General features: G+C 36.9%; 26 protein-coding genes. 3 read left to right on the top strand and 23 right to left on the bottom strand.

What is annotated here, in order from left to right; translation table 11 throughout:
• Positions 1 to 44: 44 nt before the first annotated feature.
• The 13 genes from PBT91_RS14630 to PBT91_RS14570 form a co-directional block, all read right to left on the bottom strand.
• Positions 45 to 554 (bottom strand): hypothetical protein, encoded by a 510-nt coding sequence (locus PBT91_RS14630; protein WP_270059201.1) that lies wholly within the window; start codon positions 552 to 554, stop codon positions 45 to 47.
• Positions 523 to 1365 (bottom strand): hypothetical protein, encoded by an 843-nt coding sequence (locus tag PBT91_RS14625; RefSeq protein WP_270059200.1) that lies wholly within the window; start codon positions 1363 to 1365, stop codon positions 523 to 525. Before PBT91_RS14625 ends, PBT91_RS14630 begins: the two co-directional genes overlap by 32 nt.
• Before the next feature lie 92 nt (positions 1366 to 1457).
• Complete coding sequence (locus PBT91_RS14620) at positions 1458 to 1946, bottom strand: hypothetical protein (protein WP_270059199.1); 489 nt, start codon at positions 1944 to 1946, stop codon at positions 1458 to 1460.
• A complete protein-coding gene (locus PBT91_RS14615) occupies positions 1928 to 2584 on the bottom strand; it encodes a glycoside hydrolase family 19 protein (RefSeq protein ID WP_270059198.1) in 657 nt (218 codons plus the stop codon). Before PBT91_RS14615 ends, PBT91_RS14620 begins: the two co-directional genes overlap by 19 nt.
• Positions 2581 to 2940: a hypothetical protein gene (locus PBT91_RS14610; RefSeq protein WP_270059197.1), complete on the bottom strand. Its 360-nt coding sequence runs from the start codon at positions 2938 to 2940 to the stop codon at positions 2581 to 2583. The genes PBT91_RS14615 and PBT91_RS14610 overlap by 4 nt, the downstream gene beginning before the upstream one ends.
• 13 nt (positions 2941 to 2953) lie before the next feature.
• Complete coding sequence (locus tag PBT91_RS14605) at positions 2954 to 3355, bottom strand: hypothetical protein (RefSeq protein WP_270059196.1); 402 nt, start codon at positions 3353 to 3355, stop codon at positions 2954 to 2956.
• Positions 3356 to 3357: 2 nt separating this feature from the next.
• Positions 3358 to 3759, bottom strand: coding sequence for a hypothetical protein (locus tag PBT91_RS14600; RefSeq protein ID WP_270059195.1), 402 nt, complete (start codon positions 3757 to 3759; stop codon positions 3358 to 3360).
• Positions 3760 to 3931: 172 nt separating this feature from the next.
• Entirely contained in the window at positions 3932 to 4342 is a 411-nt protein-coding gene (locus PBT91_RS14595) for a hypothetical protein (RefSeq protein WP_270059194.1), read from the bottom strand.
• A gap of 2 nt (positions 4343 to 4344) precedes the next feature.
• A complete protein-coding gene (locus tag PBT91_RS14590) occupies positions 4345 to 5433 on the bottom strand; it encodes a hypothetical protein (RefSeq protein WP_270059193.1) in 1089 nt (362 codons plus the stop codon).
• A 6-nt stretch (positions 5434 to 5439) separates the two neighbouring features.
• Entirely contained in the window at positions 5440 to 6660 is a 1221-nt protein-coding gene (locus PBT91_RS14585; RefSeq protein WP_270059192.1) for a hypothetical protein, read from the bottom strand.
• A 2-nt stretch (positions 6661 to 6662) separates the two neighbouring features.
• Positions 6663 to 7598, bottom strand: coding sequence for a DUF6712 family protein (locus PBT91_RS14580; protein ID WP_270059191.1), 936 nt, complete (start codon positions 7596 to 7598; stop codon positions 6663 to 6665).
• Between the two features lie 2 nt (positions 7599 to 7600).
• Positions 7601 to 8938 (bottom strand): hypothetical protein, encoded by a 1338-nt coding sequence (locus tag PBT91_RS14575; protein ID WP_270059190.1) that lies wholly within the window; start codon positions 8936 to 8938, stop codon positions 7601 to 7603.
• Entirely contained in the window at positions 8938 to 9291 is a 354-nt protein-coding gene (locus tag PBT91_RS14570; RefSeq protein ID WP_270059189.1) for a hypothetical protein, read from the bottom strand. Before PBT91_RS14570 ends, PBT91_RS14575 begins: the two co-directional genes overlap by 1 nt.
• A 104-nt stretch (positions 9292 to 9395) precedes the next feature.
• Here PBT91_RS14570 and PBT91_RS14565 point away from each other — a divergent pair, with 104 nt between their 5' ends.
• The 3 genes from PBT91_RS14565 (at position 9396) to PBT91_RS14555 (ending at position 11910) form a co-directional block, all read left to right on the top strand.
• The gene (locus PBT91_RS14565) at positions 9396 to 9956 is read left to right on the top strand and encodes a hypothetical protein (protein WP_270059188.1); all 561 of its coding nucleotides are present in this window, start codon (positions 9396 to 9398) and stop codon (positions 9954 to 9956) included.
• The gene (locus PBT91_RS14560; RefSeq protein WP_270059187.1) at positions 9946 to 11448 is read left to right on the top strand and encodes a terminase large subunit domain-containing protein; all 1503 of its coding nucleotides are present in this window, start codon (positions 9946 to 9948) and stop codon (positions 11446 to 11448) included. The genes PBT91_RS14565 and PBT91_RS14560 overlap by 11 nt, the downstream gene beginning before the upstream one ends.
• A gap of 159 nt (positions 11449 to 11607) precedes the next feature.
• Positions 11608 to 11910, top strand: a complete 303-nt coding sequence (locus PBT91_RS14555) for a hypothetical protein (RefSeq protein ID WP_270059186.1) — start codon at positions 11608 to 11610, stop codon at positions 11908 to 11910.
• 15 nt (positions 11911 to 11925) lie between these two features.
• On the opposite strand, the gene PBT91_RS14550 is transcribed toward PBT91_RS14555, so the two are convergent.
• The 10 genes from PBT91_RS14550 to PBT91_RS14505 all read right to left on the bottom strand — a co-directional run bounded on the left by PBT91_RS14550 (position 11926) and on the right by PBT91_RS14505 (position 19166).
• Complete coding sequence (locus PBT91_RS14550; protein ID WP_270059185.1) at positions 11926 to 12780, bottom strand: DNA adenine methylase; 855 nt, start codon at positions 12778 to 12780, stop codon at positions 11926 to 11928.
• 120 nt (positions 12781 to 12900) lie between these two features.
• Positions 12901 to 13656, bottom strand: a complete 756-nt coding sequence (locus PBT91_RS14545) for a hypothetical protein (RefSeq protein WP_270059184.1) — start codon at positions 13654 to 13656, stop codon at positions 12901 to 12903.
• A 106-nt stretch (positions 13657 to 13762) separates the two neighbouring features.
• Complete coding sequence (locus PBT91_RS14540) at positions 13763 to 14086, bottom strand: hypothetical protein (RefSeq protein ID WP_270059183.1); 324 nt, start codon at positions 14084 to 14086, stop codon at positions 13763 to 13765.
• The gene (locus PBT91_RS14535; protein ID WP_270059182.1) at positions 14086 to 14661 is read right to left on the bottom strand and encodes a hypothetical protein; all 576 of its coding nucleotides are present in this window, start codon (positions 14659 to 14661) and stop codon (positions 14086 to 14088) included. Before PBT91_RS14535 ends, PBT91_RS14540 begins: the two co-directional genes overlap by 1 nt.
• Before the next feature lies 1 nt (position 14662).
• On the bottom strand, positions 14663 to 15037 hold the full coding sequence (locus tag PBT91_RS14530; protein WP_270059181.1) for a hypothetical protein: 375 nt from the start codon (positions 15035 to 15037) through the stop codon (positions 14663 to 14665).
• A gap of 10 nt (positions 15038 to 15047) precedes the next feature.
• Positions 15048 to 16079: a hypothetical protein gene (locus tag PBT91_RS14525; protein ID WP_270059180.1), complete on the bottom strand. Its 1032-nt coding sequence runs from the start codon at positions 16077 to 16079 to the stop codon at positions 15048 to 15050.
• Positions 16079 to 17224 (bottom strand): head maturation protease, ClpP-related, encoded by a 1146-nt coding sequence (locus PBT91_RS14520; protein ID WP_270059179.1) that lies wholly within the window; start codon positions 17222 to 17224, stop codon positions 16079 to 16081. Before PBT91_RS14520 ends, PBT91_RS14525 begins: the two co-directional genes overlap by 1 nt.
• 71 nt (positions 17225 to 17295) lie before the next feature.
• Positions 17296 to 17838 carry a hypothetical protein gene (locus PBT91_RS14515; protein ID WP_270059178.1) on the bottom strand — a complete coding sequence of 181 codons (543 nt, stop codon included), beginning with the start codon at positions 17836 to 17838 and terminating at the stop codon, positions 17296 to 17298.
• 13 nt (positions 17839 to 17851) lie between these two features.
• Positions 17852 to 18370, bottom strand: a complete 519-nt coding sequence (locus tag PBT91_RS14510) for a hypothetical protein (RefSeq protein ID WP_270059177.1) — start codon at positions 18368 to 18370, stop codon at positions 17852 to 17854.
• Between the two features lie 64 nt (positions 18371 to 18434).
• Positions 18435 to 19166 carry a hypothetical protein gene (locus PBT91_RS14505; RefSeq protein WP_270059176.1) on the bottom strand — a complete coding sequence of 244 codons (732 nt, stop codon included), beginning with the start codon at positions 19164 to 19166 and terminating at the stop codon, positions 18435 to 18437.
• Positions 19167 to 19216 lie beyond the last annotated feature (50 nt).

Below are 19216 nucleotides of genomic sequence, written 5' to 3'. Positions count from 1 at the left end.
ATTCAAAATTGGCAGCTATAAAACCCTTAAAAAAGGACAGACAATTATGGACAATTGGTAGCTATATCATTCCAATCATCAGGATCTAATTTTAAAGATTCATTACCCTCGAAAGCGCCTTCAAATCTGTAACCGTAAAGCTTCTCATTAAATACGGGGCCATATTGTTTCCAGCTTACACTCGAAACTTTGAATTTGTTGTAAAGAATAGAATCGGGCTTCTTCGATTCAAATCGCATACGAGCAAGTATCTTTATACCAATGCGCTCACATTCATCGAGCATTTCGTTTTGTTGGTCGAAGTTACCATGTTGTGGCCTTTGCCAGATCGTGAACGCAAAGAATCGACCTATCATACTATTTTCGGGAAGTGATTTAGATCCATCGCCTTCCGGAGATTCTACACTCATGGCCGGAAAATTAATCCCCGATCTAAAAGCACCAAAGAGTTCATCCAGATCCATTCGGAAAAATGATTTTTCCGGAAAGTCTTTTAATTGCTGATTAATATTTTCAAAAAAATCAACGACGATTTTGTGGGTTAGTTCCGGCATTCTTTTTAGTCTTTTTCTCGTTTATTAATTCATTCTCGTAGGTGCTCAAAAACTTGTGCATGTTTATGCGTTCGGTTTGCTCGAGCTTAGAAGGGTCAAAATTTATTTTGAAGTTTAATAGCTGGCCGAAAGGCGTGTATTGTGGTTTTTGCTGAATTTTGATTTTCTTCGTTTCCTTTGGTGGTTTCGGGAAAACATTAGGATATAGTTTAACCATTTCATTGCGGCAACCTTCAAAAGTATAAGCAATGGCCAGCTTCTTTTCCGGCGCAACTTTTATCCATTTTTTGATTGATTTCTCTAGGATAACTTTGTTAAAAGGCCGTCTTATATCATAATCCAGATTTTGAGACCCTGAACCACGATAAAGTGTAGCACAAATTAAATCGAGATATCGAGCATCGTTTTTTAATCTCCAGTTGAAAAAAAGTGCATCGACAAAGCTGAATTCTTCCATCGATAGGTTTTGGATCCTATTCGCTGGAGGGAAATGTTTTTTACCTCTAATCCTAAAAGCTTGAGGGAAAACTGTCCTGGTGTTTTCTTTATTTATAAATGCAACATGATCAGCATATTCTTCCGGAGGAATTTGAACCAGGGCTATATATTGAACCAGGAAATTATTGGAGCTAAGCAAGATCTTACAGATCCTTGAGTAAAGCCTGTTAATTGCTGTGTTTGATTCTTTAGGATAAAGCTCATAGAATTTTCTAAAATGCTCTATGGCCACCGCAATTTTTCCCAGCTGCTTTTCGCTTAGTTCGTTCCATGATTTTGGAAGCTTTACCGTTAATGATAAGTTGATCCCCATGCTTATATTTTTGGCTAAATACGTTAGCCGGAGACCATAAAAAAAGGACAGCAAAATAGCTGTCCTTTCAAAGCATAGGTATTAAGAAAAAATCAGGTTTTGGGAGACTTTGTTTTAAAGTGTAGAAATATCAATATAATAGCCACTATAATGCCGAAAATAAGCCCAATATTTAATCCCCAACTTGAGGACTGTCGATCGGTTATTTTTCCTTTTTCGTAGACGTCTTTTTCTTTTTTGCTCTTTGATTGATCACTGGATTCGCGATTAGATTCTCTAACCGAATTATCCTGCTCTCTGGTGTTTTCTTTGCTGATCGTAACATCGGCGTTAGTGGTGCTAAGTGTATCTTGGCCGTGGATAATGTCCATAGGCTTGGCTGGATCCCTGGGGTTGAAGTTAAGATCCCATTTTTCAGATATTCGCAGGATATCGCTTTTGATTGTCTCATTCTCGAAAGTTTTGATATCGTTTTGCTGAAGTTCAGAGACCGATTCCTGCTTTTTGTGGGTCCCGACTTTTCTGGAGCTGCAGCTAACTAGGAAGAATATAAAAACGATTATTAAGCAGCGATTAACCATCTTTCGAATTTTTTAGTTTTTTCAATACGATCATCTAAACCATGATATCCTCCATTGATTCGCTTTGTTAGTTGCTTAATCGAGGTGAGATCTGTTTTCTTAGCCACGTTCCACAAATGATTATTATCGAAATACCATAATGCACTCTCAAAATAGTATTTAGTAACCACAAGATCCGGATTGCACATTATTTCCTGATCGTTCATTGCATCAGCGAATAATTGGTAATTTCTTCTACCGGTTAATTGTAATGGCCCACGACCACGAAATAACCAACCATCACCGGAAGCTTCATCACCATTTCCATTTTGGTTGGCATAAACAAAGTTTGCAATTTGCTCCGGTTTTCTTGCCAGGATCCTGGCCACTTGTTTTTCAGCTTCAGAAAGAATACCATTTCGATCAGTATCAAGATCGTATGAGAAAATCTGTAGTAATCGTTCATAAGAATAATTCAGGTTTTCAAACTGGCGCTTAAAATAATTAGATTCATGCGCGCATTGCCCCGCAAAGTTTGCGGTTTGCTTAATAGTCAATTGAAAAGCTATTCTCATAGCATTAATTGTCTTAGGACCAAAAACACCATCCGGATCTAAACAATGATCTTTTTGAAAAATCTGAAGCGGTGTTAAAGTCATGGGGCAGGGGTGGTATGAGCGTTGTTTTGAGCTTGCTGTAATTGGCGATACTCAAATTCTTTTAGAATTTTGGAAGGCATTTCCTCTAAACGCCGAGTGGTATCTTCGTGATACACTTTGTTTTGATCGGCCATTTTTTCTGTGACTTCAACAATTTTTCGATTAGTTTCATTTTGATCACTAGATATTTTCATAAAAGCATCACCAAAATGATCAGCTCTTTTACGATCTTGTTTACTGTAGTCGTGAACTACTTTAAAGAGATATCCTACCGCTATTATAAGTGTGAGAATAACGAGGCCTGGTAAACCATATTCTGAAAATTTGGAAAGTGACTCAGTTTGAAGAGCTAGCATATATATTACTTATTTATTGATACCGTGGGCTTTTATCATAGCCCTTATTTCGCAAAGCATCCCTAATTCTAGCCTGGTCGAGTTTAGCCTGATAAGGAGTAATCGTAAAATCGATTAAAGTTGCAGGCAGAATTCCGGTGCAGCCGATACAATGATATTTTTGACGATCGGAAATTTTAAATTGAAGAATAAATTCATATTCTTTTCCCTGGGAAATTTCCCTGGTCGATTCGATTTCAAAATGTCTTTTATTATATCGATCGGTGATTAGCATTTTACCTTCGTGGTTTAAAACCACGGTAGCCGGAATGCTAATAGTGACCGAATCTTTAATTGGTTCTTTTTTTGATTTTTGCGCAAAGATGTTGGTAGTGATTAGGAAGAACCCAGTCAACAGTGTAAGAATTGTTTTCATTATTAAAGTTTTGAGTTTACTTGATATTCCTGAACATCCTGCCAATGATCAGTTTTGAATTGTGCCGTTTCGATGCCGGATCTCATCGCTTTGATACAATGATCTTTTTCGATCCAATCGAGAAGCGCAACCATATATTTTCCTTTTTGGTTTAAATGCTCGAGATAAAGATTCCATCCTAAAACTTCACTTATGGTTTCGTGGGCTGCACCGAAATTGTACAATCCTTCCTGGTCTTTTAGAAACAACCAATTAAAGAAACCACCAAAGGCTACATTACCAAGTTGATCGAGGGCAATTGCGATCGCTAAAAAAAATTGCTTGGTTCCTGAGATAATATCTCGAGCTTTTCGATTTTCTTTTGAAATAGAAACCACTACTTTCCAAATAATGGAAGCAATCAAGCAGGGAATAAAAAGCGCGAATGCTACGAGGATTAAAAAAAATGAAAGAAGTAATTGGCCAATATTACTGAAGAACTCAGAAAACCAAGATTTAAAATTTGAGAGATTCATTGGGTTCAGATTTATAATGTAAAAGTCTTAACCCAATGATTTTAAAAAAAGGACAGGAGGGTTATGTTTCGGAAAGTTGGATTTCTGAGGTTTCATCGACAAGTTCCCAGTCTTCACTAGAACTACCATAGATCGGGGTTTTTTGAGTGATACTAAGAAGGGCTTTTGCTATAATTTCAGATTGCTTTTCGGAGTAACTCATTTCAGGTGTGATACTTTCTCCTATTTGTGAAAAAAGAGCATCTATCTCATCATTGGAATAGTATACTGTTTTTGAATTGAATTGTTTATATGATTTTAAAGGGTCTCCAGCCATAGGTCTTTCAATATTGGATACAGTGCAATCTGAAACTTCTGCTTTGTAGCGATTATTTTTGCATTCTTTCGTCCATCCTGTAATCTGTAAAGCGATTACAGATTTTGTTCCTGACCTCGAATCAATTATTAAAGGTTTTTTACTTCTAACTATCATAATTATGAATTAAATATATTGTAAAGTTCAGTTCTTTTATTTTCTAAATTTTTACCAATTCCTACTAATTCCCAACCTAAATTCCCATTTGGTCCGATTTTTACATTTACATTAGTAGCGTAAACACCTAAAGGTAGAATTTCATGGTCTCCGTTAGAAAAATCTAATCTAGATCCGCTATATTCAAGAACATTATTCATATAAATTCTCTTACCATTTTGATCTCCAAAAACAAAAAACATTTCATTTAAATCAAATCTATCTATAGATGGGACACTCTCTAAAACTGTCAAGTTCCCACTTGATCTAGATACCATTAAATTGTTACTACTACTTTCATAATTTCCAAAGACATGAATATTTGTAAAACTTGAAGATATTTCAAAATCAAATGTTTTGTAGATTAAACAGTAATCATCAACTAAAAATTTATTAGCATCAATGTTTGGTACAAAACCATTTTGAAAAAACTCCCTTTCTTCTGCAGTTGCTTTATAACCTTGATTTGTATAATATCTTGGCTCTTTTAATTTATCTGGATTGTTTAAGCGATATTTCGTAGGATCAACCCAATTAAGAGTGTAAAAACAACTTGTTGCCTTTATGTTTGGATAATTATTTTTGAAATAGTATAAGAAGTCAAATTCATCTAATAATCCTTCATTTACTAGCTCGGTTACCCTTTGATTATCTATAGATCTTTGTGATTCGTTAGGTATCTGTATTTTGTGAGCGATCGCATAATCCAAACGCTCCTCATATCTTGGATGATAGCTTTGAGAATAATTATTTTCTAAAGTTGTTACTATAATACGATTTGATTTATCAAGTTCTCCTTGTACTACACCAACTGGGGTAATTCTAATATCATAAGTAGTCAATGGATCCATCAATACAATTGTATCTCCTGAATAATAAATTTCATCATATAATGCATCATTTACATAAACATTGAACTTTTCAAAGTTTCCTTCAGGAATTGTAAAATTTAATCGAATTGCTACACCATAAATTTCAGATGCTCGAAGGTCATTGATTTTATATGGTGATGAATAATAATTTTCACCAAAAACCGTTCTTCTTAATCCCATAACTTTCTATTCTATAAATTCTCCTTTACCTCTTAATCTAGCATCATCTGGCCTCCTGTAAATAGTTCCCATTTTATTAAATTCAAGGATCTTGCCTCCAGGGAAGTCTAAAGTACTTCCATCACCAGCAGTATCATTGATTGTCGCCTGTCCGGTACTAGTTACGTCTATATCGCAAGTGAAATTTGCTCTTAAGTTCCCTGGATTAGTTAGCGTTAAAGAAGCTGTAATCAAAAGAATTGCTTTGTGATCGGTGTCCGCTAAATCACGACTTGCTGCAACCGTAATTATTTTCTGTTCGTTAATAGCTTCTTGCTTTGCTGTTTCAAGTTGGGCAGCAGTTACATCACCAGCGGGACCTTTAAGAGTTTCCAGAAATTCTTCAAATGTTCCTTGGTTACCTCTAGATAGCCAATCTTGATAAGCTGATAGGCCGGGATCTCCTTTACCTCCAATTAGAGATGTTAACCATTCTGATTCGGTTCCTTCAAAGCCATTATCCAAAGCAGTTTGATAAGCTGATTTTCCTTGGGGGCCTAATAAAGAAATTAACCATTCCGATTCTGTTCCTTCAAATCCATTATCTAATGCAACCTGATACGCTGATTTTCCTTGAATCCCACCAAGGCTTTCGATCCATTCTGCTTCAGTACCTTGAAATCCGTTAGCCTGAGCAATTTCAAAAGCTGATTTTCCTTTTAGAGTTTCCAGCCACTCATCTTCTGTTCCTACAAATCCTCGAGACACAGCAACCTGATAAGCTGTTAGACCATTATTTCCATCTTTTCCAAAGCCATTCCATTTATTGTTATACCACAGATAAATAATTTTTTCATCCTTAACAATGTAAAAAATACCTTCTTGACCTTCGTCGGGACGATCGGCAATGCTATTAAAGAATTGAACCGGCGCTTCATTTTCTGAAGCTATCCATTGTCCGTTTTCAAAAGTGGCCACAAATTGTGCATTTCCATTGGTGGGTATGATCACAGCCCAGCCATTTTCCTCTGCATTAGGGCGAGCTGCAGACAACGTGGCCAGCGAAGTATGAAACTTGTAAAACTTTTCAGGATTTAAATTGGCAGCATCAATTAAATCAGCATGATCAGTTAGAATCAGTGCAATTTCCTCAAAATCTTCTGCTGTAACTTCAGTTTGGCGATTAATGGAGGGATTTATATTTCTTTTGCCAGAAATATTTATCGATGGTTTCTTAGCATTTGCCATAATTAAAAGCTTACAATGGATTTACCGTTAATCACGGGATTGGTTATTTTTTGGTTTTCTCGCTGATCATAATCTTGGAATATTTGTGGGAACTTTTTTAGATGGCGGACAAGATCTTTTAAGATCTCATTTCCTTCGTTGGTTTTAGATTGTTCCAGTTTTAAGAGTTCTACCTGATCTGCCTTGGTTCTGTTCATTCCGGGGATTTCTTCGAAAACCGTAAACAGGCCTCGAGAAGATAATTCGAAAATTCCTTCTTTCGCGATTTCAGCAATAGACAATGATACTTGTGCCCAGCGTGCAGTTTCGAGGGCTTTCTTTTCTTCAGCAGAATTTCCCTCTTTAATTTGTAAAAGCGTCTCAGCTCCCAACAGACCTTCAAAAAATTGTTTTTCTACTTTTCGCAAGAATGGACGTAAGGCGAGGAAGGTGAGACGGCTTTTAGATATATCGTAGTAATTTTGGAAATGTGCCGTTTGGCTACATAGTAATTCTTTAAAAATGGTGTATTGATCGGAATTTGTCCAGCTTTCAAATTTAGACTGATTAGCTTCCATTAACTCGAGCGCCTGGTCGATCGCTTCTAGTCCGGAATTCAAAAGTTCTACTCGAAGATCTTTAATCTGCCACCATTCTGCAGGCTTCGAATTTTGAGACATCGAAATATGTAAACCGCCATCGCTAGAGCTCACAATCCCTACTTTAGTATAGCTTAGCAAAGCCAAATTAGCTGAAGCTTCCTGAAGCAAATCAAAAACTTCTTTTTCGGTTTCTTCTTCCGGATCTGCATCGCTCCAGGAGTTATAGAGTTCCCTGCCAATTACAGAAAGGATGTGTTTTCGCTCTTGTTTTCTTAACTGGCTTTCGATCACCTGAAAGCTGAAATTGTAATTTACAATTGCGTATTTTTTGATGGTTTCAATATTCTTAACTAACATAATTAGATCTCGTTTTGGGTTCCGGTTGGATTCTTATCCAGAGTAGTAAGATTAGTCACGGCAAAGTCACCTTCTAGATTTTCATCCCATCCATTATAATCACGAAGAAGTCTCCAGATATCGAGTGTGGTTTCTCGTTTGGTTTTGAAAAGGCTATTTAGAATGCTCATCGCTTCGCGCTTATCAGAGCCGGATCCTCCGTTTAATTTCCCTCCAGGAATACCAACTCCCATTAAATTAGGATCCACACCAATTGCCGACATGATTTCTGAGTTACCTGCAGAGGAGTCTAGAAGGCCTTTTCCTTCGCTGCTATTTTCATCTTTTAACGGCACAACCTCGATACCTTTAACCCAATTATTATTGTTATCCCTAAAGACTGTAGATTGTATGGATTTACCGGCATTTTTATTTCCTGCAAGATGAGCGTCAATGGCATCTTTAAGATTTTTCCGAATATCCATTTTCTTAGTAGTGTCGAATTTATCCCAATCATCACCATACGTTCTTTTGAAGTATTCCTCAGAGATATACACCATATACTTCACGTTCAATTGATTTTCAGAGAAGTGTTTTTTATATTCTGGGATGGCATTTACAACTTCCATCCAGCCGTTACGGAAAACTGAATGGTGCGATGGTTCCGGGTAGTATGTTTCATCGATAAGCGGATAAAATATCGGCATCGTGAATTTGTGAACTTTATTTCGCTTGCAATATTCTTTTACTTCTTCAGCGCTGCAGTAATTATCGATTACCGGAATTTTACTAACATATTCGCTATCTGCAGAAGTTGTACTTTTCCAATTATGGCAGAAATAGGAGTTTTCAATAATCCCTGTTTTTGGGTTTATTTTTTCAAATCGCATTTTTGCCGTTTGAAGCCTACGAAGTGAATAGATCTTTGAATAATCATTGGTCAAAATATACTCTGGCCATCCAAGATCAAAAGTTTCGAGATCTGTTATAATCTCTGTAAAAACACGATGGATTTTATTTCTACGGAAGAAGGCTCTTATCTCTGGTTCTGAATTTAGCGATACAATTTGTCGATCTTCTTTTCCATTTTTATCGGTCGATTTCATTAATCGGAATCCCTGGCCATAATGTGCTGCACGGTTAAATCGATAACTGGATCCTGCTGCACCATTTTTCTTTACTACGTCCAGGAATCTCTTAGGATATTGATTGTCATCTCCCCATTTTACAATCTTACCGGTTGTACTGATTCCGGTCTCTTCTATTGGAGCACTTGTGTGGTTTCCTTTTCCCGAAAATACAAATGTCGCCTGTGTACCGGTGCCAAAATGAATGTGGTTATGTTCGTAAAGATTGCTCATTAATAAATGACTTTTTTGCCGTTGAATGAAATGATGTAGCGAATGTGGATTTTCTTAACCTCGCCGTTCTCCAGGCGAATATTTCGAGTCTTATTTTCGAAGTGCTGTGGGTTCTTTCTAATCTTCGGGGTTTTGGTTTTTTTGAAATGCTGTAAGGCGTAAATACTATCCTTATCCATTCCTTTTTCCTTCATCACCAGTTTTGCATTTTCGTAGCTATTTAATGTGCCACCGGTTTTGGAATTTCGATTAAAAGTGCGCACGGAAATATCGAATTTCACCGCTTTTCCTTCGGAATTCGGAGTTCGCATAATCTCCAGGACTTCTTTTAGATAGATCGTTTCTTCTGCCATAATCCAAAAGTGCGAATGACTTGTGCCTTAAAAAAGGACAGGAATTAAGTGTCCTTTTTTAAGGGGCTTCGATAGGTCAATTTTGAAGTAAAACCTCAGATAAATTGGCGAACATAACCACAAAAGACACTCACTTCGATAAGGTTTACGGATCCTTTCTAGATGATTCTATAGAACTCAGCGATTTTCAGGAAAAAATGAAAAATCGTGTAAAAACGGCCTTTACACTAATGCTTGATCGTAAAACCCGTGACCAAGTTTCTAAAATCCTTCAAGAACAATTCGAGGTTTCTCAGGCAACTGCCTATCGTGATATTGGTAATGCATTAAAGATCTATGGCGATGTAGGAAAAGCGGACAAGGAAGGAATGCGCTTCTTGATTTTCGAATATAATCAGCAGGCCCTAGAGATTGCTTTTAAGGAGAAGAACTTAACTGAAATAGGGAAATGTCTTGATCGTATGATCAAACTGGCGGATTTCGACAAGGATGATAAGCTTGTTAATCTTGATAAGCTTAAAAATATGGATATCACTATCACTCTGGATAGTCGAAGTAGGAAAGGTATCGAAAAAATGACCTCTGAAGGGGTAGTTGATTTCAACAATTTTGGTGTCGAGGATACGGAATTCGAAGAGCTAAACGACGAGGAAAATGCTGAGTAAAAAAGTTCGTTTAAATGCCGCCCAGGTTGTTGCTGCTACCGCCAAACAAAAACAAAAATATTTAGAGTGGGGTAGGGGATCTGGAAAAACAACTTACCTGGGTTATGACTCTCTTCAGCTGGTTAAACAAATGCCTAGAGCATCATTTGCAATGGTAGGATCTACCTATAGTCAAATTCTCTCCAGATTTATGCCGGCTATTAAAGAAGGTCTGGAATTATTCGGAGTTTATGAAGGCGTAGATTATGTAGTTGGTTCGATGGCAGGAAAAAAGATGGGCTTTAAAATGCCCTATCAATCACCTGAAGCATTTAATAATATCTGGCATTGGTCGAATGGATCAATTTTTCAATTTGTCAGCTTAGATCATAAGGATAGCGGGCGTGGTCTAAACTCTTACGCTATACGAGGAGATGAAGCTGCGCTATTTGATGATGAGAAGTTAGCAATTAACGTAAAAAACACCAACAGAGCCAAAAAAGCACAATTTAAAAATGCGCCGCTTTTGCACTCCGAGGTTTTTACTTCTTCTACTCCTTTAACCAAAAAAGGGAGATGGTTTACAGAAATGGAAGATGCAGCGAGAAAGGATCCCTCAAAAATATTATTTCTTAAAGCTACAGCCAGAGTAAATATGGCTAACCTGAGAGCGGACTATTTTGAGTATATGCGCCAGTCTTATAGGGATGATATTATCTATAATGCTGAAATGCTTAATATCCGACCTAGAGAAATTACGGACGGATTTTACCCGCAACTTACCGCGGATCACTACTATACTGATTTTGATAACGGTTATCTAGAAGGAATACCTATTACTGATTTAAATGGCAATGCTCTAAACTGTCGTCAGGATCTTGACGTCAAGAAGAATGAACCACTGATTATAAGTGTGGATTGGGGAGCCAATATAAATAGTATGACTGTTAGCCAATTACAGGGGGACACTTATAGAGTGCTTAAGGAGTTCTATGTAAAGTCGCCAAAGATGTTGGATCATTTATTCCTGGAGGAGTTTCTACCTTACTACTTGCCACACCCAACTAAAGAAGTATACTTCTATTATGATAGAACCGGTAATAATAGGATGGCCAATAGTAAAATGACTATGGCAGATCAGGCAAAGGATATACTAACCAAAGCAGGGTGGACTGTTTATAAAATGACAACCGGTGCGAATCCATCATACACTGAAAAGTTTAGACTGATTAACGTGGCCCTCCGAGAAGATGGCAGGCGCAGAGGATTACCCAAGATACGGATCAATCAGGCCAACTGCCCTAACTTAATTGTTTCAATGGAAAATGCAGAAGTCTATGATCGAGGGAAAGGACTGGAAAAGGATAAGCGATCGGAGAGAAGAAAGGGGGTGGACCAGGAGCACGCAACACACTTATCGGATACTTTTGATTATCCATTCTTCTCAATGTTCGAGGGTAAACTAGATGCCTCGAGAGCCGGAGCAGAAGATATGCCACTCACCACGTTCTAGGGGGTGGTCTTTCATATTTGCATGATTTAAACACGTGGCACATGTCATATCGCTATAGGCTACGGCGTTTGTCAACGAGCCGATATTTGATAAAAAAAATTAGCCTTTTGAGGGTTAAGTATTTGATAATTAAAAATGTAACTTTTTATTTTTGAGAAAATGAAAACTGACTATACAAATGAGATTAAAAAACTAATTCAAGATAATTATATGCCTGTAGATTCTCAATTTACAGGAGGAGATTATGTGGAAAGAAAAACGCTTTCTAATATCTATAAATTAGTGACAAATGTTCTTCCGGAACGATGGATCTACGAAAGCGATATAAGAGATATTCTTTTAGAGCTTGGATTTAAAACGTTCTTACATACCTATCCAGAAATAACTAAGGATGGAGAAGTGATTCGCGAAGAGTACACTGATTTATTTTATTTCCTGGAAAGAAAAACAGCGGCTATTTAGCCGCTGTTTTTTTAATTAGTGGTTTTTCCATAGCATAATATCAGTATATCCAGAATCCTTATTTAGACGATTGTTAGTAGTGGACATGCTTGATCCTGTGAAAGGATTTTGCGTTAGAGATCTTGTTTCAATCCATTCACATAATTCAATGATTTCACTTTTATTACTCGTGAAATAAAAATAAGGGGAATTATCTAATAGGTTCAAAACATCCAAATAATCGCGAAGCTTCCAGTAATTTTCGCTTTTATAAGTTGTCGTATCAGTAGACAAATAAGGTGGATCTACTAAGAATATTATATTTTGACTTTTATAGTTTTCGAAAATTATTTTATAATCTTCTGAGATCCTATTTACTCCGTTTAAATATCCTTCGCAAGCATAATCGTTTAGCCGAATTCTGTTATAAAAGGTCATTTTTTCGAATTCTTTAAAATTATTAGCATACTTACCACCAAAGAGTAAAGAAGCAGAAAGCGTAACGTAATCGACGTAACCAAAATCTAACTCTGCTTTCTTTACTAAATTAAGAATAGATTCACGATGTTTTCCAAATACTTTTTTATCTCGAGGAGCATTCTTCAGTTCTAATCTAAGATCGGCTAATAGTATATTTGTATTTGGAATTGCTTTTAGTCTATCTTTAAAATTATCGTAATCATTCCATATTACTTTAGCTAGAGGATACTTTTGTTTTACATGATGAGCGAGTAAGCCAGAACCCCCAAAAATATCAATGTATGTACCGTTACTTGGAAAAGTTTCTAATGCCTCATCAAACTTTTTTAGAAATCTTCTTTTCTGCCCCTGAAATGGCAGTGGCGCCTGTTTGTAATTCTTCTTTCTAAGATTTTTGTTTACTTTTGTCATTCTCACAATCATTATAATTATTAAATATTCCCAATCAGATATTGAAGGGCTTATGTCCTCCAGTGCCTGATTGGGTTAATTATTAATGGTTGTGAGAGATTGTTAGTAAGCTGGGGGACTCTATAACATCCCTTCGATTTTCTGCAGGTCGAGTTTGTGTTGGTGCACTGCTTTTTGAGTTCGGTTAATTTGCTGGCCAATTTTTAAGCGCTCATCCTTATTGCTTTTTTTCTGCATCTCGCTTTCCCACTTTTTTATTCTCGAAGTTTTTTTATTGATGTAGTTAACCAGATTCGCTTTTTTTAGGAAGAGCTCTTGCTGCGATAACCCAGTAAAATCGTTTTCTGTTTTTGTAGGAAGTAAGGTTTTATGATCTTGCCAGTGATCCAGTTCTCTCCAGATCATTTCTCTTTGCTCGTCGAGTGCTTCGATCTTTAGTATGATTTTTAAAGCCTTATTGACTTCCTTGGCAGGCAAGTCATTCAAAACAAACTTTAAGTCGCTCATATCGTAAAAGAGATCCTTTAATTGGCGATATCGTACTTTTAAGACTGCAGGTAATTCGTTGTATTTTATTTTCTGGAAATAGGCATTAGCACTTTGCTCGATTTGGTTTTTGCGTTCCATTTCTACCTGTACCGGTTTAGGATCTGCAACAACTTCTATTTTTACCACCGGTTTTGGTTTAGGCTTTTGGTAAGCTCTGGATTTTGATAATTGCCGAAGCTCTTTAATTAGCACGGCCATATTTCGCGGATTCTCTCCACGTTTTAAATTCGCCAGGGTTCTTGATTGCATTACGCTGGAGGCTGCGTAAAGATCTACTCCGGTGTTATAAACCTTAGGCTTGCTTTGTAACCATTCACTTATTTCCATGATCCAAAATTGCAGATGGCACAAGTCATTAAAAAGGACAATAAAAAAACCGCCAGGAATTGCACTGGCGGTTTTTACTAACTAAATTAAAATGAAGAATACAGATTTAATTTTTAATTGAATTTTCTAAAGCTTTCAATTTGGTTTCAGCAATACGATCGATTGTTTTGGTATCGCTTATCCTGGCCAAAAGTTCAATCTCATTTTTAGTCCGGGCATTATTAACAAGCTTCGCAAAATCCTTAACGTGGAGCTTTTGTTTTTTCAGGTAGGCTTCAGCATCGGTACCAAGTTGGATCCAGGGAAAGACCCGGCGAGGAAGTTTATAGATTTCAAAAAGTACATTATCGCTAACTTCTTTTTGAGCATCTACACTTCCAACGTTTGGGATCACGTAACGGCCGGGTGCTATTTTAAATGCCTTACTCATTATACTTCAGGATCTGGAGCCGGTGCAGGGAATTTAGTGATTGCTCCTTCATAATCAGGGGCAAAATATGGCTGCTGATCTCGAATAATTACCTGAATATTCTTGGCATCTCCAGGAGCAGCACCGGTATTTCCGGTAAACTCAACAATATAGGCAGGGCAGTTTTCACTTCCAACCTGTACAAGATTGCCAGTTTTCTCTCTAACTATAAAAATCATCGGTGTATTTTTATAATATCGAAGATAGCCTTTTGTCTTTTTATTGTTTCGCATCGCTCCGGTTAAGGAGTTTTGTACACCAAGATTAGATTTTTCTCCTAATTGCGTATTTTCTACACTACCTGAGTCTGCCTGGATCTGAATTTTATGGAAACCACGGCCTTCTTTAAAAGTATGAGCTTCAGCTATAGTTCCAGCCTCTTCAAAACTTGTGGCCACGCTTAATTTTGGCGGCTTAGCAATGGTTTCGAAGTCGGTGATAGCAGCTCCATAAACTTCTAGATCATTAAGACCGGCAACGATTTCATCGGTTGCGCAAAACTCTATGTTTTCTAATTTTATTGGATCGCATTCCATCTTATTCGATTATTTGGGTTAGGAATGAACAATTCCCAAGAACAAGCTCAGCAATTACTTCTTCTGTTCCCAGAATTTCTTCCTGGCTCATTGGGTGTCCATCGATTCTTAATTTCTTAGGGGTGTTCGCTTTGAACTTCCATTTTCTTCCGCGATCATCTTTATAATGATCGGGTGCAGGATCTTCACCTTTTTCTTCCAGTTCCTCTTCAGAAATTTCCGGTTGCTCCTCAGAAGTTTCCGGTTGCTCCTTTTCGACTTTCGCAAGCTCAGCCTCTTTGGCTTGAATGGCTGCTTCTAATTTGGCATTGGTATCAAGGCCCTCGGTAGAAATACCGAGTTCCTTGCACCTTGCCTTAAGTTCTGTTTTGTTCATGATTTAGGTTTTATTCTGCAGGAGGAGTTACACCATCAATACCGTAGTATAACTTGTTTTTCTCTGTAGATCCAAGACCATAAGTGGCATCTGTATAGTTGGATAACAGCACTAATTCTTCAATTAAGAAATCGTAACCTTTCCAGAACTCCATAAAGATTTTTACTTTATAATCCTGCTTCTGTACGTCGGTGATTGAAGGTGCATCAAATACGTCTATCAGTCTTCTGAAATTATTTTCTGTAGTAGAGAATATATCATCCGTTTCCATTCCTGGAATTGCAACAATTTCGCGCTTACCTAATCGGGTTTTCAAAACATTGTTTTGAAACTTGTTTTGGCCAAATCTTTCTTCGTAATCCAAAATGTATCGCTCCACATTATTCTCAGACATAAAGACTTTTTTAATTTTGCCTTTAATCTTCGATGGTATCTGGCGCTCGTATGCAGTAACTTGATCGACCATGTTAGAATCTGTAAGAACGTTCATTGGAATTTTAAACGGAGTAGGATTCTTCATTTCAGGATCTACAACTGCAGCGTGCATAACACTTAATAGTTCTTCGATCCCTACCATAGAGTAGCCGAATTCGTCAAGTCTGGCTGGATCAAATTTACCTTTAACAGATAAAGTTGCCATGTTATCCAGAACCTTTGGCAATAGCTCATTCTCCACGATATATTTAGAGATAGGCATATCCTGTGGCTTCTTATTTTCAGCATAAAGTTCGGCCCAATAAGAGTGTAGAATTTCCGCAGGAATGATTGCGAAGTTTACTTTTTGATGATAATTCTTAAGAATTTTATGTTTAATTCTAAGTGCACCAAGTTCGTTCCATTCAGTACCAAAACCTTGAACTACATCAGTAAGCAAGGTGTGAGCTTGTGGATATTTACCTTTAATCTTCGTTAAAGGTTTAGTGTGTTTATCCAATACGATTTCAGCACGGTTTATCGCTGCTGAAACAAGTGTTGGATTATTTTTAAGAAATGATTTTAATTCCTTAACGACATCGTCTATTTGCATTGTTTGGTCTCCCATTATTGTAGGTCTTTATAGATTGAAGATTCAAAATTTATATAGTTATGTTCTCCTTCGGTGTTTTTATCTTCAGCAGCTCCACTTGTATGCGAAGCACCTGGTTTACCGTTTAACACAGCGATTTGTGCAGTAAGTGCTGTGTTGATGTCTTCCATCGTTGCATTTTCAGCGATGTTTTCTACTCCTGCATCGGTTGCAGCTGTTCTCATTGCTGTTAAAGCAGCGGTTGTGTTCGCTTTTTCGGCATCGATTGCCTGTTGTCTGGAGTCTTTTTCTGCCTGTAAATCCTGTTCTGCCTTTTCTTTTGCAGCATTTGCAGTCTGGATGGCTAAGGCATCGGCAGCGATTCTATTATCGATAGCCTCCTTTTGTTCGTCATTGATATAGCTGCCTTTATCTGTAGTCGCTAAGGTTGCGCCAAGTACAGCTACCAAATTCGGGAACGAGTTTGGTTTGCTCATGGTATTTGTGATTTTAGATTTTGTTTCGGGAATAGTGAAGGTCATGGCAGCATACTTGCTTACCATATCCTTAGGTTTCAATTGCATGATATCTTCAGGAACCTGGGCTTTTTCTTTTTTAATAATATGATCATAAAATCCAAGCTCTTCAGCTTCATCAGTTGTAAACCAATTGTCTTTATAGTTCAGATAGTCTTTTTCAACTTCTTCTGCCGTAATGCCTAGGCGATCTTCGATTGCCGTTCCTAATGCCTTGTCGATTTTTTCTGCAGCTTCAAGTTGTTCTTCAACCTCTTTTTTATTTCCCCAGTAAGAAGAACTGGAGTTATGAATCATTAAGAGGGAATTTTTAAAGGCGTGGATTTTGTCTCCGGAAAGAAGTATAAGTGCAGCCATACTGGCGCAAATCCCATCATTATAAGTAATGATCTTTTTATTAGAAGAGAAGATTGCATTGTAAATTGCCTGACCTTCAAATACTGCTCCGCCGGGAGAATTGATTCTTATGTGGATGGTGTCCGCATCTTTCTCCAAATCGTTAAATTCTTGTGTGAATTTAGAAGCGGTGTTTATCGTTTCGTAAGTATCCCAATCGATACCGCCAATTGCACCATAGATATAAATGGTCGCTTCTTTGGCGGCTTCGTTCTTTACAATGTTGTAATAAGGCTTTGGTTGTGGCAAATCGTTGATTGTTAATCCGTACTATTATGGAAGAACAATATTAGATCGTCACTAGCCTGTAAAAAAGGACATTACAGGCTTCCGGCTAATTGGAAAGCCAGGCCACGGTTAATAATGGGAAATTCTGCTTCATTTCCTGCAAAGTATAGCGGAGCTCCATAGCTTTCATTATTCATATTTAATGTATAACCTTTAAGTCCTGAAGGTGCGGGATTATGAAGTTCCTCGTAGGTAAATAAAAGCGGCTGTTCGCTGGTACCGTACAAATGGGAGTGAGTGTGCCTGGTAATTAAAACCACTACCTCTTTATTATTATAAGTCTCCAGCAAGTTTTGAATATTCGCATCTTGTGGAACCAAGGGAAGTGAAAAATCGGTTTCATACATTCGACTACCGTTTCTTATTCTAGTTCTGTTACCAAGGCTAAAGCGCTCCGGTAAAAAACCAATGGTCATTGCCTGGAATTCCTGAGGTAAATTATTGATAAGCGTTAAAACTTCCTGTTCTTTAGTAAGATGGTTGAATTTTGGCAGCTGTGAAGCTTCAATAATCATTGCTTTATAGAAAGTATCGAAATTCTCGTCGCCGTAAATGTTGCAAAGATTGTGGATCATTGGAGAGAAAAAATTAAGGGACAATTTGTGAAACTTCACATTTAGTCCCGGCAGGTGTATTGAGGCTAAAATTGGCTAAAAGATCATCTTTTTTGCGTTTAAAATCACGGTAAAGGCTCTCTGCTTTAATATCATCTTCTGTAATATCATAGAACTCCAAATACGCACGCATTGATTTTAAAAATAACTTTTCCTCCAGGTGTCGATTCATAAGCATCATTCGATAAAGCTCGTCTCTAAACTTTTTGTCTATTTGATCATTAAAGAGCTCGGCATTTTCACGAGTGATAAAAAGGCCATTTTTGTCGTAATAGGTTTCCGTGATCTCTACTCTAAAGATTTTAGTGTATTTGTGTCGAGTTAAGCGAACATCATAATTGCGGCCTTGAAGGGACAGGACTAGACTACCAATGTAAGTGTTTCGACCCGCTATTATATGATCGCTACCACACAATTTTAGCAGGTACTTATAGACATGATCGGCAACCGGGATTTTTTGAACGATGGAATACTGAGAGTAATTTTGGGACATAGATGTAGGATCTTTTCCCAAATATAGGAGTTAATCCAATGTTAAAAAAAGGACATTAAGCACTTTATTTGCCATAATTGAAGATGTAATTAATATCATCAACTTCAGATTTTATTAAATCTTTGAGAAATTGAATCATTAAATCATCTTTAGCATCAGTATTATTTTTCATTTGATTCAATTCTTCATGTAAAAACTTGATCCTTATTGATAGAATTTTTTGCGTATCAGGGTTTATATTATTTTTCAAAAACTGGCGTAGCTGAATTTGTTCCTCTTTTTCCGTGTTGTTGAAATCTAGAAATTTATCAAAACTTTTATAAGATCTAACGATTAATTCAACAATACTAATAAAAGTCTTTTTATTGTGATCAATTAAATTATTGACAATTTCGCTCTCACCTCGTTCTTTATATTCACTTATTATAGAGTGAAATTCTGAAAATGAGGCTGGGCGGAAATCAGTAAAAGGATCACTAAGAAATTTATATTTTTCTATTCTTGTATTTAGGTATTCAATTTGTTTGAATAATATTGAGGTTGTTCTATTGCTTACAAATTCTTTACGGGTTTCTTGTAGTTCTTCCCTCTGGAGTCTAAGTTCGTTTTGTTGAATCATAATGGAAACTATAATTCCAAATAATGCTAAACCAGAAAATAATGCATTAATTGCTCCAAACATATCCCCAAAGGTTCCTCTTTTAGAGGTAAAAAGATCTATGAGTAAACCAGATAATGCCCAAATTATAATTACTACTATAGTACCTATAAGTATATTTTTCTTCGATAATTCCATTTAATTAAAATAAATTCCCTTGTTCTCCTTCCGATTCCATAAATAAAGGT

This window comes from Zunongwangia sp. HGR-M22, from assembly GCF_027594425.1.
Classification (GTDB): Bacteria; Bacteroidota; Bacteroidia; order Flavobacteriales; family Flavobacteriaceae; genus Zunongwangia.
This window is presented reverse-complemented; position numbering and strand designations above follow the sequence as displayed.